Source organism: Streptomyces sp. NPDC045967 (assembly GCF_056430495.1).
Genome location: NZ_JBWKLE010000018.1, coordinates 86,750 through 105,258, shown reverse-complemented (window position 1 = coordinate 105,258; position 18,509 = coordinate 86,750). Strand labels below are relative to the sequence as shown.

Sequence of the window (18,509 nt, the reverse complement as noted above, 5' to 3'; positions counted from 1 at the left end):
CCCCCCGCGCGAGAGGGCTCTGGTGCTCCGGTGCTCAGACGGCGGGACAGATCGCGCTGGCGAGACGGCACAGGTCGACGTGCAGCCGCGCCACGAGCAGCAGCCTGCCGGGCGTCTCGATGCTCACGTCGTGGGAAACCATGCGGTCATGTTAACGACGCCAGGCCCCCCGTTTGGAGTGGGATCCCGCATGGTGGACGCATCGCGCTCACATGCTGGACGGGAGAGGGTCAGTAGGACGCCACGACCCGGACTTCCTCCTCGGTGATCTCGCCCTCGACGATGCGGTACGAGCGGAACTGGAACTCCCCGAGCCCGTCCTTGTCCGCCGTGGAGACGACCACGTAGTGCGCACCGGGCTCGTTGGCGTAGGTGACGTCCGTGCGGGAGGGGTAGGCCTCGGTCGCGGTGTGCGAGTGGTAGACGATCACCGGATCCTCGTCGCGGTCGTCCAGCTCGCGGTAGAGCTTCAGCAGGTCCTTCGAGTCGAACTCGTAGAACGTGGGCGAGCGGGCCGCGTTGAGCATGGGGATGAAGCGCTCGGGGCGGCCGGTGCCCGCCGGGCCGGCCACGACGCCGCACGCCTCATCGGGGTGGTCCTGGCGGGCGTGCGCGACGATCCGGTCGTACAGGTCCTGGGTGAGGGTCAGCATGAGCGACAGGATAAGCAGACGGGCCCTGCCGTACCGAGGAGTGGTACGGCAGGGCCCGAATGACGGACAGACCCGTTCAGGAGACCTTGGTGAAGGCGGCGCCGCGCGGGTTGCGGGACTTCAGCATCAGGTAGGACAGGCCCAGGACCAGGCCCCACAGGGGTGCGCAGTACAGCGAGACGCGCGCGTCCTTGTCGACGCCCATCATCACGATGACCATGCCGATGAAGAGCAGGGCGAACCAGCTGGTCCAGGGGGCGCCCGGCGCCCGGAAGGAGGACTGCGGCAGTTCGCCGCGGTCGGCCTTGGCGCGGTAGCGGATCTGGCAGACCAGGATCATGACCCAGGCCCACATGCCGGAGATGGTGGCGAAGGAGACGACGTAGTCGAAGGCCTTGCCCGGGGCGACGTAGTTGATCCAGACGCCCACCAGCATCAGCGCGGCGGAGAACGTGGTCCCGATCAGCGGGGTGCCGTTCTTGGTCAGCCGGGTGAAGAACTTCGGCCCCTGGCCGTTCAGCGCGAGGTCGCGCAGCATGCGGCCGGTGGAGTACATGCCCGAGTTGCAGGAGGACAGGGCCGCGGTCAGGACGACGAAGTTGACGATCGCGGCGCCGACGCCCAGGCCCATGCGCTCGAAGGCGGCGACGAAGGGCGAGACGCCGGGCTGGAAGTGCGTCCACGGGACGACCGACAGGATCATGATCAGCGCGCCGACGTAGAAGACGGCGATGCGCCACGGCACGGTGTTGATGGCCTTGGGCAGGGTCGTCTTCGGGTCCTTGGACTCGCCGGCGGTGACGCCGACCAGTTCGACGGCGAGGAAGGCGAACATCACGATCTGCAGGGTCATCAGCGTGCCGCCGAGGCCCTTGGGGAAGAACCCGCCGTCGTTCCACAGGTTGCTGACGGTCGCGGTGTCGGCGGCGTCCGAGAACCCGATGGTGAGGATGCCGGCGCAGATCAGGATCATGCCGACGATGGCGGTGACCTTGACCATGGAGAACCAGAACTCCAGCTCGCCGAAGAGCTTCACGGAGATCAGGTTGGCGCCGTAGAGGATGACGGTGAAGATCAGCGCGTACGCCCACTGCGGGAAGCTGTCATGGGTCCAGTACGCCATGTACTGCGCGGCCGCGGTGACCTCGGTGATGCCGGTGACCACCCAGAACAGCCAGTACGTCCAGCCGGTCACGTACCCCCAGAACGGGCCCAGGAACTCGCGGGCGTAGTCCGAGAAGGAGCCGGACACGGGGCGGTACATGAGCAGCTCGCCCAGGGCCCGCATGATGAAGAAGATGACCAGGCCCGCGATGGCGTAGGCCAGGATCAGGCTCGGTCCGGCCTTGGAGATCGCCTTGCCGGCGCCCAGGAACAGGCCGGTGCCGATGGCTCCGCCGATCGCGATCATCTGGATCTGGCGGGCGCCGAGTGCGCGGTGGTAGCCGTCGCCCTCGCCCTCGCCCCGCGTGCCCTCACCGGGCGTCTTGCCGTGCTGCTCGACCTGCACAGAGGTCATGTCTGCTGCGCCTTTCTCCACGCCGATCCGCGCCTGGACGGCTGCGGATCGGGTCCTCGATCCCCCCGGATACGGATGGAGTTGCACCCCGGCGGTCCGCCGGTTCAAGCAGGCCGCGGGACATGGGTGGCGTCCCGGCGGCGATCGTGAAGATTTATCACGTGCGCAACAGTGACCGGTGGCGCGAAATGTGACGCAGGACACGGCAATTTCAGGACATCGCCCCTGAAACGGATCAGACCACCGCATCGCGGTGATCTGATCGTTATCCGGATTTGAGCGTCCGCTGAGCGAACGGAACCGTGCCGTGGGGGATCTTCAGAGGGTCTCGATGAGGGTCTCCTGCAGACCGCCGAGCCACAGGTACGCCATCACCATCGGCTTGCGCGGATCGTCGTCCGGCAGCCGGAACAGCGCCGCGCTCTCGTCGTCCTCGGTGATGTCGAGGCGGGCCGCGATCGTCAGGCGCAGGTCGTTGAGCGCGCCGAGCCAGCGCAGCGGCAGCTCCCCGCCCAGTTCGAGCACCGCCGCCCCGTCGCCGGCCGGGGTGAGCCGGTCCAGGCTGCGCACGACGGCCAGCGCGTCCTCCCGCTTGCGGGTGCGCAGGTCGTTCTCGGTGAAGCGGCGGAACTCCGCCGAGCGGGCGCGCTGCTCCTCGGGGTCCTCCTTCGGCCCGGGGCCGCCGGGGCCGCCGTAGGCGTCGGGGAAGAGCCGGGCGAGCGCCGGGTCGGAAGGGGGCTCGGTGGGGCCGTCGGAGGCGAACAGCGCCGCCAGCGGGTCGGCGTCCTCGGCGGGCTCGGGCTCGCCGGGCCCGATCAGCTCGAGCAGCTGGACGGCGAGGGAGCGCAGGATGGAGATCTCGATCTCGTCCAGGGCGATGGCGGCGCCGCCGCCCTTGAGGGGCTCGAACATGCCGCCCATCAGGTGCGGTCCTGGGAGAGGGTCGCCCACAGGCCGTAGCCGTGCATGGCCTGCACGTCGCGCTCCATTTCCTCGCGGGTGCCGCTGGAGACGACCGCCCGCCCCTTGTGGTGGACGTCGAGCATCAGCTTGTGCGCCACGTCCTTGGAGTAGCCGAAGTACGCCTGGAACACGTAGGCCACGTAGCTCATGAGGTTGACCGGGTCGTTGTGCACCAGGGTCACCCAGGGGACGTCGGGTTCGGGGACCGCGAAGGCCTCTTCGGCCGACTCGGTGCGTTCGATCTCAAGGGGAGCAACACTCACTTGTCCCATGCTGCCACCGCGGCGGGTCCGTCGCACAAACGGGTCCTAGATCTCGTCACTTTGACGAGATGTGCGCTAGCATCGCCGACATGAACCCTGCGGACCTGGGCCTGCCGGTGGACGTGCCGTCGACAGCGCTCTTCACGGACCATTACGAGCTGACGATGCTGCAGGCCGCCCTGGCGAACGGCACCGCCGACCGCCGCTCGGTCTTCGAGGTGTTCACCCGGCGGCTGCCGGAGGGACGCCGCTACGGCGTGGTCGGCGGCACCGGCCGGGTGCTCGACGCGGTGGAGAACTTCCGCTTCGACGGCGCCGTGCTGGACTTCCTGCGCGAGCGGGCCGTCGTCGACATGCGGACCCTGGACTGGCTGGCCTCCTACCGCTTCTCCGGCGACATCTGGGGCTATCCGGAGGGCGAGGTCTACTTCCCCGGCTCCCCGATCCTGCGCGTCGAGGGCAGCTTCGCCGAGTGCGTGCTGCTGGAGACGGTGATCCTGTCGATCCTCAACCACGACTCGGCGATCGCCGCCGCCGCCTCCCGGATGGCCTCGGCGGCCGGTGAGCGGCCGCTGATCGAGATGGGTGCCCGACGCACGCACGAGCTGGCCGCCGTGGCCGCGTCGCGCGCCGCGTACGTGGGCGGCTTCACCTCCACCTCGGACCTGGCGGCCGGGTTCCGCTACGGCATCCCGACGGTCGGCACCAGCGCCCACGCCTTCACGCTGCTGCACGACAGCGAGCGGGACGCCTTCACCGCGCAGGTGGCCTCGCTGGGCGCCGGGACCACCCTGCTGGTGGACACCTACGACGTCGGCGAGGCGGTGCGGACGGCCGTGGAGGTGGCCGGGCCCGGGCTGGGGGCGGTCCGGATCGACTCCGGCGACCTGCTGCTGGTGGCCCACCGGGTGCGCCAGCAGCTGGACGAGCTCGGGGCGACCGACACCAGGATCGTGGTCACCTCGGACCTGGACGAGTACGCCATCGCCTCGCTGGCGGCGGCGCCGGTGGACGCGTACGGGGTCGGCACCCAGCTGGTGACGGGCAGCGGGCACCCGACGTGCTCGATGGTCTACAAGCTGGTCGCGCGGGCGGCGTCGGCGGACCCCAAGGCACCGCTGGTGCCGGTGGCGAAGAAGTCCTCGGGCGGCAAGACCTCGATCGGCGGCCGCAAGTGGGCCGCCCGGCGCCGGGACGCCGAGGGCGTGGCGGAGGCGGAGGTCGTCGGGGTCGGCCCGGTGCCCGCGGCCCTCGCCGATCAGCAGCTGCTGACCCACCTGGTCAAGGCGGGCGAGGTGATCGCGCGCGAACCGCTGGAGGCCGCCCGCGACCGCCACCGCGCGGCGCGCGGCGCGCTGCCGCTGTCGGCGACCCAGCTGTCCCGCGGCGAGGCCGTGATCCCGACGGAGTACGTCTAGTGCTGTGGCCGGAAAGGTTGCCGGGTCGCGGTGCCCGGTGTGGTGCACAAGGCGGAGGGGCGCGGCTCGTACTGGACGTACGTGCGCGGTCCGACAACGCGGCGAGGTGCCGTGCCGGGCTCCGCGACGCGGTGAACCTTTCCGGTCACAGCATTAGCCGTTCAGCCCCCGTTTCGGGCAGGGGCGGGGCGGGGCAAGAGCCCCCGCGGGGCCCCGCCGGGCCGCGCGCCCCGCTGCCGCACCAGGACATCGAGCCGAAGGACACGTCATGCACCGCGCACTGATCGTCGTCGACGTACAGAACGACTTCTGCGAAGGCGGCAGCCTCGCGGTGGCCGGCGGAGCCGACGTCGCCGCCGCCGTCACCGAGCTGATCGGGCAGGCCACCGCCGGCTACCGGCACGTCGTGGCCACCCGCGACCACCACGTCGACCCGGGCGCCCACTTCGCGCACCCGCCGGCCGAGCCGGACTTCGAGACCTCCTGGCCCGTCCACTGCGTCGCCGGGACCGAGGGCGTCGGCTTCCACCCGAACTTCGCCCCCGCCGTCGCCTCCGGCGCGGTCGCCGCCGTCTTCGACAAGGGGGCCTACGAGGCCGCGTACAGCGGTTTCGAGGGGGCCGACGAGAACGGGACGGACCTGGCCCGCTGGCTGCGGGACCGGCACGTCACCGAGGTGGACGTGGTCGGTATCGCCACCGACCACTGCGTCCGGGCCACCGCCCTGGACGCCGTCCGCGCCGGCTTCGCCACCCGCGTCCTGCTGGACCTGACGGCCGCCGTGGCCCCGCACACCGCCGCCCGCGCCCTGGAGGACCTGCGGACGGCCGGCGTCGGGCTGGTCGGCGGCGGGGGACCCGGGGGCGCGTAGCTCCGCCGGGGTCCGCCCCGGGCCTGCGGGGCCCCGCCTACGTCCCCAGCAGGGCCCGGATCGGGTGCCAGAGCTCTGCCGCCACGTCGGGCGCGCAGCGCCACAGCAGGCCGTCGGGGTGGTGCAGGACGGCCGTCACCTCGTCGGGGGTCGGCGGCTGCACGTTGCCCCGCAGGTACACCGCCCGCATGCCGAGGTTCCGCAGCCTGGTCAGGGCGCGGGCCCGGTTCGGGGCGTGCACCAGGATCCGGACGCTGCCGCCCTCGCCCGAGGGCCTCGGCAGCGTCAGCGCGACCACCACGCTGCCGCCCGGCAATCTGACGAAACCTCCACCTGGCACGGCTGTCCTCTCCCCCGTCAATAGGAAACTCGCACCACGCATCTAAACGCGATCGGCCGCCGCCCGCTAGAGGGCGACGGCCGATCATGCTTTGACCTGCGGTTTTATCGAATTACTTCGAGGAGGGGCCCACCTCGACGGTCATGACCTCACCGTCGTAGGTCTCCTTCAGGATCTTGATCTTGGTGTTGGTGTCAGTGACCTTCACCGATCCGGTCGGGTTCTCGTCGAAGTAGTACTTGCCCTTGCGGTCGTCGAAGACCAGGTTGGCCGGCTTCGGCTTCAGGAAGAGCGACTCGCCGTTCTTGTGCAGCGTGAACGCGTCCGTGGAGTACGCGCTGAAGGCGGCGTCGTACGGCTGGATCTTGTTCCGCAGCAGGGTGCCGTCCGCCCACTTCATGGGCTTGGCGTTGGCGTCGATCGGCAGGATCAGGCCCTGGCCCGGGTGCTGGCTGGTGTTGTTGTCCTTCTGGGAGGTGTCCCACTGCCAGATCAGCAGACCGTCCTGGTACGGGTAGTGCTCGACCCAGTCCGGACGGGTGTTGCCGAAGCCGAAGTTGTACGGGCCCACCTTGAGGGTGGAGTCGTACGAGACGTAACGGCGGTTCTCGGCCAGGTAGTACTGCGCGTACTCCTTGGTGAAGCCCGCGCCGATCCGCGAGAAGCCCTTGCCGGTCCAGCCGTTGTCGCCGTTCTCGGCGCCGTCGGTGAACAGCGCGGAGCCGTCCGCGGTCAGGGTGACGGCGTCGGCCGTGAAGCCCTTGCCGCCCGCGCCGCCGTCCGTCTGGTAGCGGAAGCGCAGGTCGATCTTCTTGCCCGCGTAGGCGTCGAGCGGGAAGTTCAGCGACTTCCAGGAGCCCGAGACGCCGGTCAGGGACGGGCTGCCGGCCGCGTCGACCGGAAGGGCCGTGCCGTCGGCGGTACCGGCGAGGGCGGTCCAGGTGGCCCCGCCGTCGGTGGACACCTCGGTGTAGAGGTAGTCGTACTCGGCCTCGATGTCCCACCAGCCCTTGAGGGACAGCGCGGCGGACGTCTTGCCCGTCAGGTCCACGGAGCGGGTCAGGGTGTTCTTGAGGTCGTCACCCATGTTGCTCCACCACTGCGAGGAGCCCTCGGCGGGAGCGACGACATCGGTCTTGACCTGCTTCTTCGGCAGCTCGACGACCAGCGCCTGCTTGTCCTTGGTGTTGTACTCCGCCACGCCCAGCTTGTGGGTGGACTTCGTCGCGGCCTTGGCCGTGTCGTAGTTCAGCCAGCCCAGCTGGAGCTTGTCCCAGGCCGTCATGTCGCCCGGGAGGTCGCCTATGGAGTCCTTGCCGGTGCCGAGCCAGGAGCCGGCCGACATCAGGGACCAGAAGCCGACGCCGTTCTCGCCGCCACCGGAGGTGTCGTAGAGGTCCGGCAGGCCGAGGTCGTGGCCGTACTCGTGCGCGAAGACGCCGAGGCCGCCGTTCTCCGGCTGCATCGTGTAGTCGCCGACCCAGATGCCGGTGTCACCGATCTGGGTGCCGCCCGCCTTGTTGTGGTCGGGGCCGGTCTTGCCCGCGCTGGTGCCGTACGCGTACCAGCGGTGCGCCCACAGCGCGGTCGTGCCCTGCACGCCGCCGCCGGCCGACTCGTCCTCGCCCGCGTGGACGATCTGGAAGTGGTCGATGTAGCCGTCGGGCTCGTTGAAGTTGCCGTCGGCGTCGAAGTCGTAGCGGTCCCACTGGTCGTACTGGGCCAGCTGCGCCTTGATCTGCGCGTCGGTCTTCCCGGCCTTCTTCTGGGCCTCCGTCCACGCGGTGACGCCGTCCTTGACGGTGTCCCACACGTTGGAGCAGTTGGTCTGGCCGCAGTAGTTGGAGCCGTAGCGGCCCTCGTTGTACGGGACCTTGACCCAGTCGGAGACCTCGCCCTCGACCGAGTAGCGGCCCGAGGAGGTCTTCTCGTAGTAGGTCTTCAGCGAGTGCTTGCCCTGGCCCGTGCCGAAGTACAGGTCCTGGAAGTAGTCACGGCTGAAGTCCGCGCGCCAGGCGGTGGAGTTGTCGTTGGCGCGGTCCGGCTGGGCGATCGTGTTGTGCAGCGGGCCGGGCGTGCCGCCGTACTTCGGGACGGCCGGCTTGGGGCCGGGGCCGTCCGGGTCGAACATGGTGGTGTTGTCGACCTGGTCGCCGAACTCCACGAGGATCGTGAAGATCTTGTCGGTCTTCTCCCGGCCGAGCTCGACGTACTTCTTGTCGTCGAGCTTGACGACCTTGGAGGCGCCGCGCTGCTCGACGTCCTTCTTGCCCTGGAGGACCTGGTCCAGGGCGGCCTCGCGCTGCTGCGCCTGCTGCTCGCTGAACGGGCCCTTGAGGTTGTGCTCGACCACCTTCGAAGGGGCGGTCGGGTCCTGCCGGTCGGCCGCGGGGGCCGCCGGAACACGCTCGTCGGCCTGGGCCGAGGCGACGGTGAAGAAGGTGGCGCTGCTGGCGCAGGCGGCCATGGTCACGGCGACGGCGGCGGTACGAAGCGCACGCCGTCTGGCGGAATTGCTGGTCACTTGATGTCGTTCCCCTCCCGCGGCCGCATGGACGGTCGGAACGTCTCCATAGGAGCGGGGGGTTCCGCGCGGCGCGCGTCTCAAGTGACGACATTTGACCGGAGAGTCGAGAGAAAAGACAGACCTTGACTTGTTCCTTACAACTGCACTATGCGGTCAGTCAGTTCCGGTATTCGGACGTTCCCCGGCCATATGGGGCGAAGGGCGCATCCCGACCGCCCCGCGCGCGCCCCGGCCGGACGCCGCGGGGCCGAGAGGGCGCGCGATGTGAACCCGTGCGCCCCCCGTGCACCGGCACCGTGGGTTAGGTCACGCTTACCGGTAGTTCCGCTCGGGCATGCCCCGTCGTAGAGTCACTTGACGCGCGACCGAGTTGAGCCGACTCCCCCTCCCCTCCTGAGGACGGAAATCGCCATGCCGCGTCCGACTGCCGCCCAGCTCGCCTACGGGACCGCCACCGTCGTCGTGTCGACGATCGCCATGCTGCTGCTCTCGCAGACGGGTTCGGGGCTCTGGATCGCCTTCATCGCCGCCGCCGCGCTCGCGCTCGGCCTGCTCGTCGCCGTCACCGTGCCGCTCCCGGGACGCCGGGGCCGGCACGCGGCGCCGCGTCGCGTCCCGGCCCGGGCCGGCGCGGCCGAGGCCGCGTCGCAGTCCGCGGGGGGCTCCGGCGGTGCCGAAGAATCCGGGGCGCACCTGTCGCACGGGGACGCACCGACGGCCGCCCGGGTGCGGGAACCCCGGACGGCCGCTGCCGAACACCCCGTCCACCACTGAGGCGTCAGCCGGTCGACTGCACGACCACCGTCTTGCCGACCTTGTCGTGGAGGCCCTGCCGGTAGGGCTTGTCCACCAGGACGGAGATCACCAGCACGATCGGCCACAGGCAGAAGCAGCAGATCAGCGTGGGCAGCCAGAGCACGGCGGCACGGGTGAGCGCCGAGGTGGACTGCGGGACGCTGCCGTCGTTGAGCATCGCGACGCGCAGGCCCATCGCCTTCTTGCCGACGGTCTGGCCGTTCTTCTTGGTGAACCACCAGTCGTAGCCGACGTACGCGAGGATCGAGATCAGCGTCATGATCAGGCCGCTGCCGCTGTAGGACCGCGTGACGACCTCGCTGATGTCCTCGCCCCGGTTCGTCTCGACCATGTACCGCTTGGTCCCGAAGGCCAGTTGGATGAGGAAGAGCGGCACGGCGACGATGACCACGTCGATGACGCGGGCGGCGAGCCGCCTGCCGAAGTCGGCGAGCGGGGGCATGCCGGCGAGCGGGTCGGGCATGCCGTAGCCGCCGCTGCCGCCGTAGGGGTCGCCGCCACCGCCGTACGGGGGCGGAGGCGGGGGCGGGTATCCGGCGCCGCCCGCGCCGCCCGTGCCGCCGGGGGGCGGAGGGCCGGGGGGCGGCGAGCCGTACGGCGAACCGCCGGACGGGGGCGTCGGTTCCTGGGGCTTCTTGAGGAACGGGTCGTCCTCGGGGCGTTCGCCCGGCGGCGGCTGATCGGTACTCATGGCCCGAGTCGAACCCGGCCCCGGGAACCCCGCAACGCGGCCCGGTCCATTCGGGGGACCGGCCCGCCAGGGGGCCTCAGCGGGCCACGTACGTGCCGGCCGCCCTGTCGTGCCAGGCGCGGCGGCGCGGGCGGTCCACGAGGCACCAGAGGCTGCCGGGGAGGCCGAGGAGGGCGTACACCAGCCAGCGGCGCAGGGCCGCGCCGACGGTGGGCGGGCGCAGGGTCGCGGTGGCCAGCACCCGCACGCCGAGCAGCTTCTTGCCCGGGGTGCGGCCCCAGCGGGCGGTGGGCAGGACTTCGTAGAAGACGCCGAAGAGGAGCACGGCGCCGAGGACGAGGCCGAGTTGGCCGGTGATGGTCCCGTCGAGCAGCCAGACCGTGGTGCTGCGGCCGCTCGCCCGGGCGGCGTCGACCTTGGCCTGGAGGTGGGCGGTGGCGGCGGGGAGCAGCGGCAGCGCGGCGGCGGCCGCGACGGCGGCGAGCACCAGGCAGTCCACGGCCCGGGCCGTGCCCCGCCGGACCAGTCCGGCGGGCCGCACGGCCCGCTCGGCCATCTCCTCGAACACCGTGCGCGGGGTCGCCTCCCCACGGGGTGCGGGTGCCTCGGCGGCGTCCCCGCGCGGCCTCCACCCGTCGTCGCCCGCCTCACGGTCGGGCCCGGCCGCTTCCCGCCGGGCTGCCGGGGCTCCGGCGGCCTGCCCGCGCGCCGCCCGGCCCTCCGCGGCGGGCTCCCGCCGGTGCGCGGGGGCTTCGGCGGCGTGCTCGCACGGGGCGGCGACCCCGCCGCCGCGCGGCGCCCGGGCCTCGCCGGCGGCTTCGCCGCGGGAGCTGCGGGACTCCACGGCCTCGCGGCGGGGCTCACGGGACTCGGCGGCATCCCGCCACGGCGCACGGGGTCCGGCGGCGGGCTCGTGGCGGGGTTCGCGGGGCTCGGCGGGCTCGTGGCGGGGTTCGCGGGGCTCGGCGGTGTCCCCGCGCGGGGGCCGGGCGTCGGCGGCCCCTCCCCCGCCGGCCGCCCGGGCTTCGGCGGAGTGCCCGTGCGGCGCCCAGCCCTTCGCGCGGGGCTCGGCGGCGGCCCCGTCGCGTGGCGCCCAGGCCTCGCCCGGCCCCCGGCGCTGGGGGCGGGCGGTGGTGGCGGGCGGTGGTTGTGTCGCCTCGGGCGTCGCCTCGGGCATCGTTTCGGGCGTCGTCTCGGGCCATGAGGAGGTCAGCCCGGTCGCTCTCGAACCGCCCGATCCCCCCGCCGCGTCGGGCCACGCCGGGGCCGGAGCCGGAACCGGAACCGGAGCCGCCGGGGAGCGGGCCGACAGGATGCCGGCCGCGGCGGACGGCGTACGGGCGAGGGAGATCCCGGCGCCCGGGGCCGGGCCCCGGGCCGGGAGGGGCGCCGGCCGCTCGGACGCGGGCGCGGGAGCGGGCGCAGAAGCAGAAGCAGAAGCAGGGGCCGGGGCAGGGGCAGGGGCCGGGGCCGGGTCGGGATCCCGCTCGGGTTCCGCCGGGTTGCCCCACGACACCCGGTGGTCGCGCGGCCCGCCGAAGCCCGCCTGGTGGAGCGGATCGGCCTGCCACACCGCCTGCCCCACGGCCCGCTCGGCGACGCGCTCGGGCACGCGCTCGGCCGCCGGCGCGGCCACCGCCTCCGTGGCCGAGGTCTGGTCCAGGAACACCGGCCCCGTCTCCTCCGCGGCGGCGGGCACCGGCACCGCCGGGGCAGGGCGGCTCGTACCCGGGACCCACGCGGAGCCGTTCCAGTACCGGACGTACCCGGGAATGGACGGATCGGGGTAGTAGCCCTCGCGGGCCGCGTGCTCGCCGACACCAGGGGAGGCCGTCAATGTCCCCAACTCCGATCGTGGCTTGAGGCATGTGCAGGGCAGGACCATAGCCAAGAACCGCCCCCCGACAGGTCCGGTAACGGGAGATTGCAAACCTTCGGGCGAACCCCGGGCCATGCGACCGTTTCCGGTCACTCCGAAGAGAACCGGCCAACCTTCCGCCCGGCCCGGGAAGTCGCGTCATGGCCAGGCACCCGGAAGCTCTCTGCGGGTGTGGGGCGCGATCCGGCCCCGCGCACCGAACCGAAGCGAGGCCCTCATGCACCACTCCGTCATCGAGCGCGAGCTGGAGCTCACGCTGGTCCTGTCCCCCGAGCGCAGCGTCCCCGTACCCGCGCGGCTGCGCTACCTCGCGCACGACCCGTACGCCGTGCACATCACCTTCCACACCGGCTCCACCGCCCCCGTCGACTGGACCTTCGCCCGCGAGCTGCTGGTCGAGGGGGTGTTCCGGCCCTGCGGGCAGGGCGACGTCCGGATCTGGCCCACCCGGATCGACAGCAGGGCGGTGCTCCGCGTCGCGCTCAGCTCACCCGACGGCGACGCCCTGCTGGAGGCCCCCGCCGCCCCCGTGTCGGCCTGGCTGGAGCGCACCCTGCGCAGCGTCCCGCCCGGCACCGAGGCCGAGCGGCTCGGCCTGGACGACGCGCTGGCCGAGCTGCTGACCCCGACCCCGGCAGACGACCTGTGGCTGCGCGACCCCTGGCCCTCGGACGAGTCCGCCGACGGGGACGTGTGACGCCGGGCGGCACGTCCACCGGCGCCGGCGGATCAGAAGAGCTTGCCCGGATTCAGCAGGCCCAGCGGGTCGAAGGCGGCCTTGACCGCCCGCTGCATCTCCAGCCCGACGGGGCCGAGTTCGCGGGCCAGCCATTCCTTCTTCAGTACGCCCACCCCGTGCTCCCCGGTGATGGTCCCGCCGAGCGAGAGCCCCAGCGCCATGATCTCGCCGAAGGACTCGCGGGCCCGCCGCGTCTCGTCCTCGTCGGCGGGGTCGAAGCAGACGATCGGGTGGGTGTTGCCGTCGCCCGCGTGCGCGCAGACCCCGATGAGCAGGTCGTGCGTGCGGGCGATGGCGGCCGTGCCGTCCAGCATCTCGGCGAGCCGCGAGCGCGGTACGCAGACGTCGTCGATCATCGTCGCCGGCCTGAGCGCCTCCAGCGCCGGGAAGGCCGACCGGCGGGCCTGGAGCAGCAGGTGCGACTCCGCCTCGTCCTCCGCGGGCACGACGGCGGTGGCCCCGGCGGCCGTGCACAGCTCCCCCACGGCCGCGAGGTCCGCGGGGGCCTGCGGGGTGTCGAAGGCGGCGAGCAGCAGGGCCTCGGTGTCCTCGGGCAGGCCCATCCTGCCGAGCGCGTTGACGGCCCGGAGGGTCGTACGGTCCATCAGTTCCAGCAGCGAGGGGGTCAGGCCCGCCTCCATGACGGCGCAGACGGCCGCGCAGGCGGCCGCGACCGAAGGGAACTCCGCGGCCAGCACGAGCTGGCGGGGCGGCGCCGGCCGCAGCGCGAGCACGGCCCGGACCACGATGCCGAGGCTGCCCTCGGAGCCCACGAAGAGCCGGGTGAGGTCGTAGCCGGCGACGCCCTTGGCGGTACGCCGGCCCGTGCTCAGCAGCCGTCCGTCGGCCAGGACCACGTCGAGGCCCAGGACGTACTCGGCGGTGACCCCGTACTTGACGCAGCACAGCCCGCCGGAGGCGGTGCCGATGTTGCCGCCGATGGTGCACTGCTCCCAGCTGGAGGGGTCCGGCGGGTAGGACAGGCCCTGTGCGGCGACGGCCCGCGACAGCACGGCGTTGACCACGCCCGGTTCGACGACGGCGATCCGGTCGACGGCGGAGATCTCCAGGATCCGGTCCATCCGGACGAGGGACAGCACGATGCAGCCGTCGGAGGCGTTGGCCCCGCCCGACAGGCCGGTGCGGGCGCCCTGGGGGACCACCGGGACCCGGAGGGCGGTGGCGGTGCGCATGACGTGCTGGACCTGTTCGACGGTCCGGGGCAGAACGACGGCCGCGGGGGTGCCCGCGGCGCAGAAGCCGGCCATGTCGGTGGCGTAGGAGGCGGTCACCTGGGGGTCGGTGATCAGGGCCTCGGCGGGGAGCCCGGCCAGCAGTTCCGAGCGAAGACGTGCGAAGAGGTCGTCATCCATGGGTCCAGTGTGGGCGCCGGCGGGCGCGCCTCCCGGGAGGCGGCCGGGGGACCATCGGTGTGAACACGGCCGCGACCGGCTTCGGGCACCCCGGAGAGCTCTTCATATTGACGCACAGTGAGCCCATGGACCGTATCGACCGTAACGACGGTATCGACGAGGATGCGCAGATTCCCGCGCCGCCCGTGACCTTCACCGGCCGCAAGACGCTCGTGGCGGCCGCGGTCGCGGTGGTCCTGATCGCGGGGGCCCTGCTGATCCGGCCGGCCCGCACCGGCGACGACGCCCGCCCGCCCGGACCGAGCGAACGGGCCGCGGCGGCGGTCGGGATGGGCGCGCCGGTGGCGGCAGTGGACCTGACGGCTCTGGTCGCGGACCGTGAGAAGTGGCTGGCGAAGCACGGGGACGACGACGCCTCCTGGGCCGTGCTGGGCGGCGCCTACCTGGAGCAGGCGCGGCGCTCCGCGGACCCGGCCTGGTTTCCGAAGGCGGAGAAGGCGCTGAAGAGGTCCCTGGAGGTCCGCCCGGCCGAGAAGGGCAACTTCGACGCGATGACGGGCATGGGCACGCTCGCCAACGCGCGGGGGGACTTCGGGACCGGCAAGAAGTGGGGCGAGCTGGTGCGGGCGCAGGCGCCGAAGCGGTGGACGGCGTACCCGGTGCTGGTGGACGCGTACACGGGGCTGGGCGAGTACAAGGCCGCGCAGGCGGCCATGGAGCGGCTGCTGGAGCTGCGACCGGGGCTGGCGGCGTACGTGCGGGCCTCGCAGGTCTACCGGGACCGCGGCTGGCGTGAGGACGCGGTGGTCGCGATGGAGCACGCGGCGGGGGCGGCGGGGACTCCGGCGGAGAAGGCGTACACGCTGTTCCGGCTCGGGGAGCTGTCCTGGGAGCGGGGCGAGGCGGCGGAGGCACTGCGGCAGTACGAGGGGGCGCTGCGGACGGATCCGGCGCAGCCGCAGGCGCTGGGCGGCCGGGCGCGCGCGCTGGCCGCGCTGGGGCGCGACGGGGAGGCGGTACGGGACTACCGGTTGGCGCTGAGCCGTACCCCGGTGCCGCGGCTGGCGCTGGAGCTGGGTGAGCTGCTGGAGTCGCTCGGCCGGGAGGAGGAGGCGCGCCTGCCGTACGACACGCTGGCGGCGCTGGCGGCGGGGAACGGCAAGGACGGGGTCGACGACGACGTGGTGCTGGGCCTGTACGAGGCGGACCACGGCGACCCGGCGGCAGCGGTGCGGCGGCTGTCACAGGAGTGGTCGCGGCATCGGAGCGTGCAGGTGGCGGATGCGCTGGGGTGGGCGCTGCACAAGGTGGGTGAGGACGCGGCGGCGCTGGAGTACGCGAAGAAGGCGACCGACCTCGGGCTGCGCAGCGCCGACTTCGCGTTCCACCGGGCGGTGATCGAGCGGGAGCTGGGGGACGAGGCGGCGGCGCGGCGCCACCTGCAGGAGGCGATGCGCACGAATCCGCACTTCTCGCCGCTGCGGGCGCCGTTGGCGAAGGAGGCCCTGGCGTCGATCGGGCAGCCGGCTGCGGGCGGCCCGGAGAACATGCGTCCGACGAAGCCGTGGGTGGCGCCGGAACTCCCGAAGCCGAACAAACCCACCCCGACCCCCAAGCCGTCTCCGACCCCCCGCTGAACCGAACGGAACCGCCCGCCCCGGCCCCACCCGGCCCTACCGGCGCTCGATGCACGCCCCACACCCGCCCGCGCCGGCGTTCGAGACGCCGCCGGAGGCACACCGGCACGCGCTGACAGCTCACACCCGGAAGCCAGGGCGGACACCCCCCATCCAGCCCCGCCGGCGTTTGAGGCGCCGCCGGAGGCACCTCGGCGCGGCCGACGGACCAACCGCAGGGCCGGGCGGGCGCCGCCTCCGCCGAGGGAAGCGGCCCCGCCCAGAAGAGTGCGGCCCCGCAGGACCCCGCGGCTACAGGTTGCCGCGCTTCGCCTGCTCCCGCTCGATCGCCTCGAACAGCGCCTTGAAGTTGCCCTTGCCGAAGCCCATCGACCCGTGCCGCTCGATCATCTCGAAGAAGACCGTCGGCCGGTCCTGCACCGGCTTGGTGAAGATCTGCAGCAGGTAGCCGTCCTCGTCGCGGTCGACGAGGATCTTCAGCTCGCGCAGGGTCTCCACCGGGACGCGCGTCTCGCCCGCCCACTCGCCCAGCGTGTCGTAGTACGAGTCCGGCGTGTCCAGGAACTGCACGCCCGCCGCCCGCATGGAGCGGACCGTGGCCACGATGTCGTTCGTGGCCAGCGCGATGTGCTGGACGCCGGCGCCGCCGTAGAACTCCAGGTACTCGTCGATCTGCGACTTCTTCTTCGCGATCGCCGGCTCGTTGATCGGGAACTTGACCTTCAGGGTGCCGTCCGCGACCACCTTGGACATCAGCGCCGAGTACTCGGTCGCGATGTCGTCGCCCACGAACTCCTTCATGTTCGTGAAGCCCATGACCTTGTTGTAGAAGGCGACCCACTCGTTCATGCGGCCGAGCTCGACGTTGCCCACGCAGTGGTCGATGGCCTGGAAGGTGCGCTTGGCCGGGGGCGCGACCATCGGGTCGACGGCCACGAAGCCCGGCAGGTAGGGGCCGGCGTAGTCGCCGCGCTGCACCAGCGTGTGGCGGGTCTGGCCGTAGGTGGCGATCGCGGCCATCGTGACCGTGCCGTGCTCGTCCTTGACCTCGTACGGCTCGTCCAGGCCGCGGGCGCCGTGCTCGACGGCGTACGCGTACGCCGCCCGCACGTCCGGGACCTCGATGGCCAGGTCGATCACGCCGTCGCCGTGCTCGGCGACGTGCTCGGCGAGGAAGCGGCCGCGGTCGGTCGTCGCCTTGATGACCGAGGTGAGGACGAAGCGCGCGGCGCCGTTGGTCAAGACGTAGCTGGCCGTCTCGCGCACGCCGTTCTCCGGCCCGGAGTAGGCGACGAGCTTCATGCCGAAGGCGGTCGAGTAGTAGTGCGCGGCCTGCTTGGCGTTGCCGACGGCGAAGACGACGGCGTCCATGCCCTTCACCGGGAAGGGGTCCGCCTCACGCGCGGTGTGCGGGGTGGTTTCGAGGTTCGCCAGAGACTCAGTCATGACCGCAGCGTCGCGCCGATCCACAAGCTGCGCAATAGTTTCCTGATTGACTGTACAGAATGAGCAGCGCAGGCCGACGATGGCTGAAACATCTGTGCACTATGACCACTCGGAGGCTCCCGTGGGCATCGATGAACTCGACGGCCGTCTCATCCTCCTGCTCGCCCGCGAGCCGCGGATCGGTGTCCTGGAGGCCTCGCGCCGCCTCGGGGTGGCGCGCGGGACCGTCCAGGCGCGCCTGGACCGGCTGCAGTCGAACGGAGTGATCCGCGGCTTCGGCCCCCAGGTCGACCCGGCGGCCCTCGGTTATCCGGTCACCGCGTTCGCCACGCTGGAGATCAAACAGGGCCAGGGCGTCGACGTACGGGCGCACTTGGCGGGGGTTCCCGAGGTGCTGGAACTGCACACCACCACGGGGCACGGGGACATGCTGTGCCGGCTCGTGGCCCGCTCCAACGCCGATCTCCAGCGGGTGATCGACCGCGTCGTCGGATTCGAGGGGATCGTGCGGGCTTCGACGGCGATCGTCATGGAGAATCCCGTGCCCCTGCGGATCATCCCGCTGGTCGAACAGGCCGCCGGGGACGACGGTCGACCCGCAGAGGCGTGATGGCCGAGCCGCTGAATCCACCCCCGACACCCCCGCCCGAGATGCAAAGGATCCTCTGCAAAGAAATGCTTGCAGAGGATCCTTTGCAACTCTAGAGTGGGGGCATGCCCGAGAAGCCCGGCCACGAGCCCACGGTCCGCCACCTGGACGCCCACGCCCTGCGCGGCCTGGCCCACCCCTTGCGCATGCGGCTGCTGGCCGCCCTGCGCCAGGACGGCCCGGCCACGGCCTCGCGGCTGGCCGAGCGGCTCGGCGAGTCGAGCGGCGCCACCAGCTACCACCTGCGCCAGCTCGCCGCGCACGGGTTCGTCGAGGACGCGCCCGAACACGGCAAGGGGCGCGAGCGGTGGTGGAAGGCCTCCCACGACGGCACCTCCTTCGACGAGGGGCTGGTCCACGCCGACGACGCGGCGACCCGCGGCGCGGCGGACGTTTTCCTGTCCGAGGTCGCGAAGATCCACGCGCAGGAGATGAACACCTGGCTCGCCACGGCGCACGAGTGGAGCGCCGACTGGCGGGCCGCCTCGGACATCAGCGACTTCACGCTGACCCTGACGGCCGCGCAGAGCCGCGAACTGATCCAGAAGATGCACGACCTGATCAACAGTTACCGCGGCCCGGCGCCCTCGGACGCCGGCGCGGGCGCGGATGCACCTGCCGCCGAGGATGCGCGGACCGATGCGCCTGCGGCCGCCGGTGCGCAGAGCACGGAAACGGTCCGCTTCCACACGCACGTCTTCGCGCGCCGCAGCCCCGAATAGCCC

At 72.2% G+C, this 18,509-nt stretch carries 18 protein-coding genes; 7 read left to right on the top strand and 11 right to left on the bottom strand.

The annotated features are described in order from the left end of the window. Positions 1–34: 34 nt before the first annotated feature. The 5 genes from AC07FY_RS26905 to clpS form a co-directional block, all read right to left on the bottom strand. Complete coding sequence (locus AC07FY_RS26905) at positions 35–142, bottom strand: putative leader peptide (protein WP_312847437.1); 108 nt, start codon at positions 140–142, stop codon at positions 35–37. Between the two features lie 88 nt (positions 143–230). Beyond that, positions 231–653: a M67 family metallopeptidase gene (locus AC07FY_RS26900; protein WP_479010935.1), complete on the bottom strand. Its 423-nt coding sequence runs from the start codon at positions 651–653 to the stop codon at positions 231–233. A gap of 76 nt (positions 654–729) precedes the next feature. After that, positions 730–2,172: an amino acid permease gene (locus AC07FY_RS26895; protein ID WP_479010932.1), complete on the bottom strand. Its 1,443-nt coding sequence runs from the start codon at positions 2,170–2,172 to the stop codon at positions 730–732. A 318-nt stretch (positions 2,173–2,490) separates the two neighbouring features. Next, the gene (locus tag AC07FY_RS26890; RefSeq protein WP_479010929.1) at positions 2,491–3,093 is read right to left on the bottom strand and encodes a DUF2017 domain-containing protein; all 603 of its coding nucleotides are present in this window, start codon (positions 3,091–3,093) and stop codon (positions 2,491–2,493) included. Next, on the bottom strand, positions 3,093–3,407 hold the full coding sequence (clpS, locus tag AC07FY_RS26885) for an ATP-dependent Clp protease adapter ClpS (protein ID WP_479010926.1): 315 nt from the start codon (positions 3,405–3,407) through the stop codon (positions 3,093–3,095). The genes AC07FY_RS26890 and clpS overlap by 1 nt, the downstream gene beginning before the upstream one ends. Positions 3,408–3,487: 80 nt before the next feature. Between clpS and AC07FY_RS26880 the strand changes: the two genes are divergently transcribed. Next, a complete protein-coding gene (locus tag AC07FY_RS26880) occupies positions 3,488–4,816 on the top strand; it encodes a nicotinate phosphoribosyltransferase (RefSeq protein WP_479010923.1) in 1,329 nt (442 codons plus the stop codon). A 268-nt stretch (positions 4,817–5,084) separates the two neighbouring features. Continuing rightward, on the top strand, positions 5,085–5,687 hold the full coding sequence (locus AC07FY_RS26875; RefSeq protein ID WP_479010920.1) for an isochorismatase family protein: 603 nt from the start codon (positions 5,085–5,087) through the stop codon (positions 5,685–5,687). Positions 5,688–5,724: 37 nt separating this feature from the next. On the opposite strand, the gene AC07FY_RS26870 is transcribed toward AC07FY_RS26875, so the two are convergent. Then, entirely contained in the window at positions 5,725–6,027 is a 303-nt protein-coding gene (locus AC07FY_RS26870) for a hypothetical protein (protein WP_479010918.1), read from the bottom strand. Between the two features lie 112 nt (positions 6,028–6,139). After that, complete coding sequence (locus AC07FY_RS26865; protein ID WP_479011034.1) at positions 6,140–8,494, bottom strand: immune inhibitor A domain-containing protein; 2,355 nt, start codon at positions 8,492–8,494, stop codon at positions 6,140–6,142. A gap of 471 nt (positions 8,495–8,965) precedes the next feature. On the opposite strand from AC07FY_RS26865, the gene AC07FY_RS26860 reads away from it, so the two are divergent. After that, positions 8,966–9,328: a hypothetical protein gene (locus AC07FY_RS26860; RefSeq protein WP_479010916.1), complete on the top strand. Its 363-nt coding sequence runs from the start codon at positions 8,966–8,968 to the stop codon at positions 9,326–9,328. Positions 9,329–9,332: 4 nt separating this feature from the next. Here AC07FY_RS26860 and AC07FY_RS26855 read toward each other — a convergent pair whose 3' ends face one another. After that, positions 9,333–10,061 (bottom strand): RDD family protein, encoded by a 729-nt coding sequence (locus tag AC07FY_RS26855; RefSeq protein ID WP_479010913.1) that lies wholly within the window; start codon positions 10,059–10,061, stop codon positions 9,333–9,335. 76 nt (positions 10,062–10,137) lie between these two features. Next, positions 10,138–11,907 carry an RDD family protein gene (locus AC07FY_RS26850; RefSeq protein WP_479010910.1) on the bottom strand — a complete coding sequence of 590 codons (1,770 nt, stop codon included), beginning with the start codon at positions 11,905–11,907 and terminating at the stop codon, positions 10,138–10,140. Between the two features lie 250 nt (positions 11,908–12,157). Here AC07FY_RS26850 and AC07FY_RS26845 point away from each other — a divergent pair, with 250 nt between their 5' ends. Beyond that, on the top strand, positions 12,158–12,637 hold the full coding sequence (locus AC07FY_RS26845; protein WP_479010907.1) for an SsgA family sporulation/cell division regulator: 480 nt from the start codon (positions 12,158–12,160) through the stop codon (positions 12,635–12,637). Between the two features lie 32 nt (positions 12,638–12,669). Here AC07FY_RS26845 and AC07FY_RS26840 read toward each other — a convergent pair whose 3' ends face one another. Continuing rightward, positions 12,670–14,052, bottom strand: a complete 1,383-nt coding sequence (locus AC07FY_RS26840; RefSeq protein ID WP_479010904.1) for an FAD-binding oxidoreductase — start codon at positions 14,050–14,052, stop codon at positions 12,670–12,672. Positions 14,053–14,177: 125 nt separating this feature from the next. Here AC07FY_RS26840 and AC07FY_RS26835 point away from each other — a divergent pair, with 125 nt between their 5' ends. Further along, complete coding sequence (locus AC07FY_RS26835; RefSeq protein ID WP_479010901.1) at positions 14,178–15,689, top strand: tetratricopeptide repeat protein; 1,512 nt, start codon at positions 14,178–14,180, stop codon at positions 15,687–15,689. Between the two features lie 291 nt (positions 15,690–15,980). Here AC07FY_RS26835 and hppD read toward each other — a convergent pair whose 3' ends face one another. Continuing rightward, positions 15,981–17,135 carry a 4-hydroxyphenylpyruvate dioxygenase gene (hppD, locus tag AC07FY_RS26830; RefSeq protein ID WP_479010898.1) on the bottom strand — a complete coding sequence of 385 codons (1,155 nt, stop codon included), beginning with the start codon at positions 17,133–17,135 and terminating at the stop codon, positions 15,981–15,983. A gap of 121 nt (positions 17,136–17,256) precedes the next feature. Between hppD and AC07FY_RS26825 the strand changes: the two genes are divergently transcribed. Together AC07FY_RS26825 and AC07FY_RS26820 are read left to right on the top strand one after the other, a co-directional pair. Further along, positions 17,257–17,745 carry an Lrp/AsnC family transcriptional regulator gene (locus tag AC07FY_RS26825; protein ID WP_479010895.1) on the top strand — a complete coding sequence of 163 codons (489 nt, stop codon included), beginning with the start codon at positions 17,257–17,259 and terminating at the stop codon, positions 17,743–17,745. A gap of 104 nt (positions 17,746–17,849) precedes the next feature. Then, positions 17,850–18,506: an ArsR/SmtB family transcription factor gene (locus tag AC07FY_RS26820; protein ID WP_479010892.1), complete on the top strand. Its 657-nt coding sequence runs from the start codon at positions 17,850–17,852 to the stop codon at positions 18,504–18,506. The last annotated feature ends 3 nt before the right edge of the window (positions 18,507–18,509 follow it).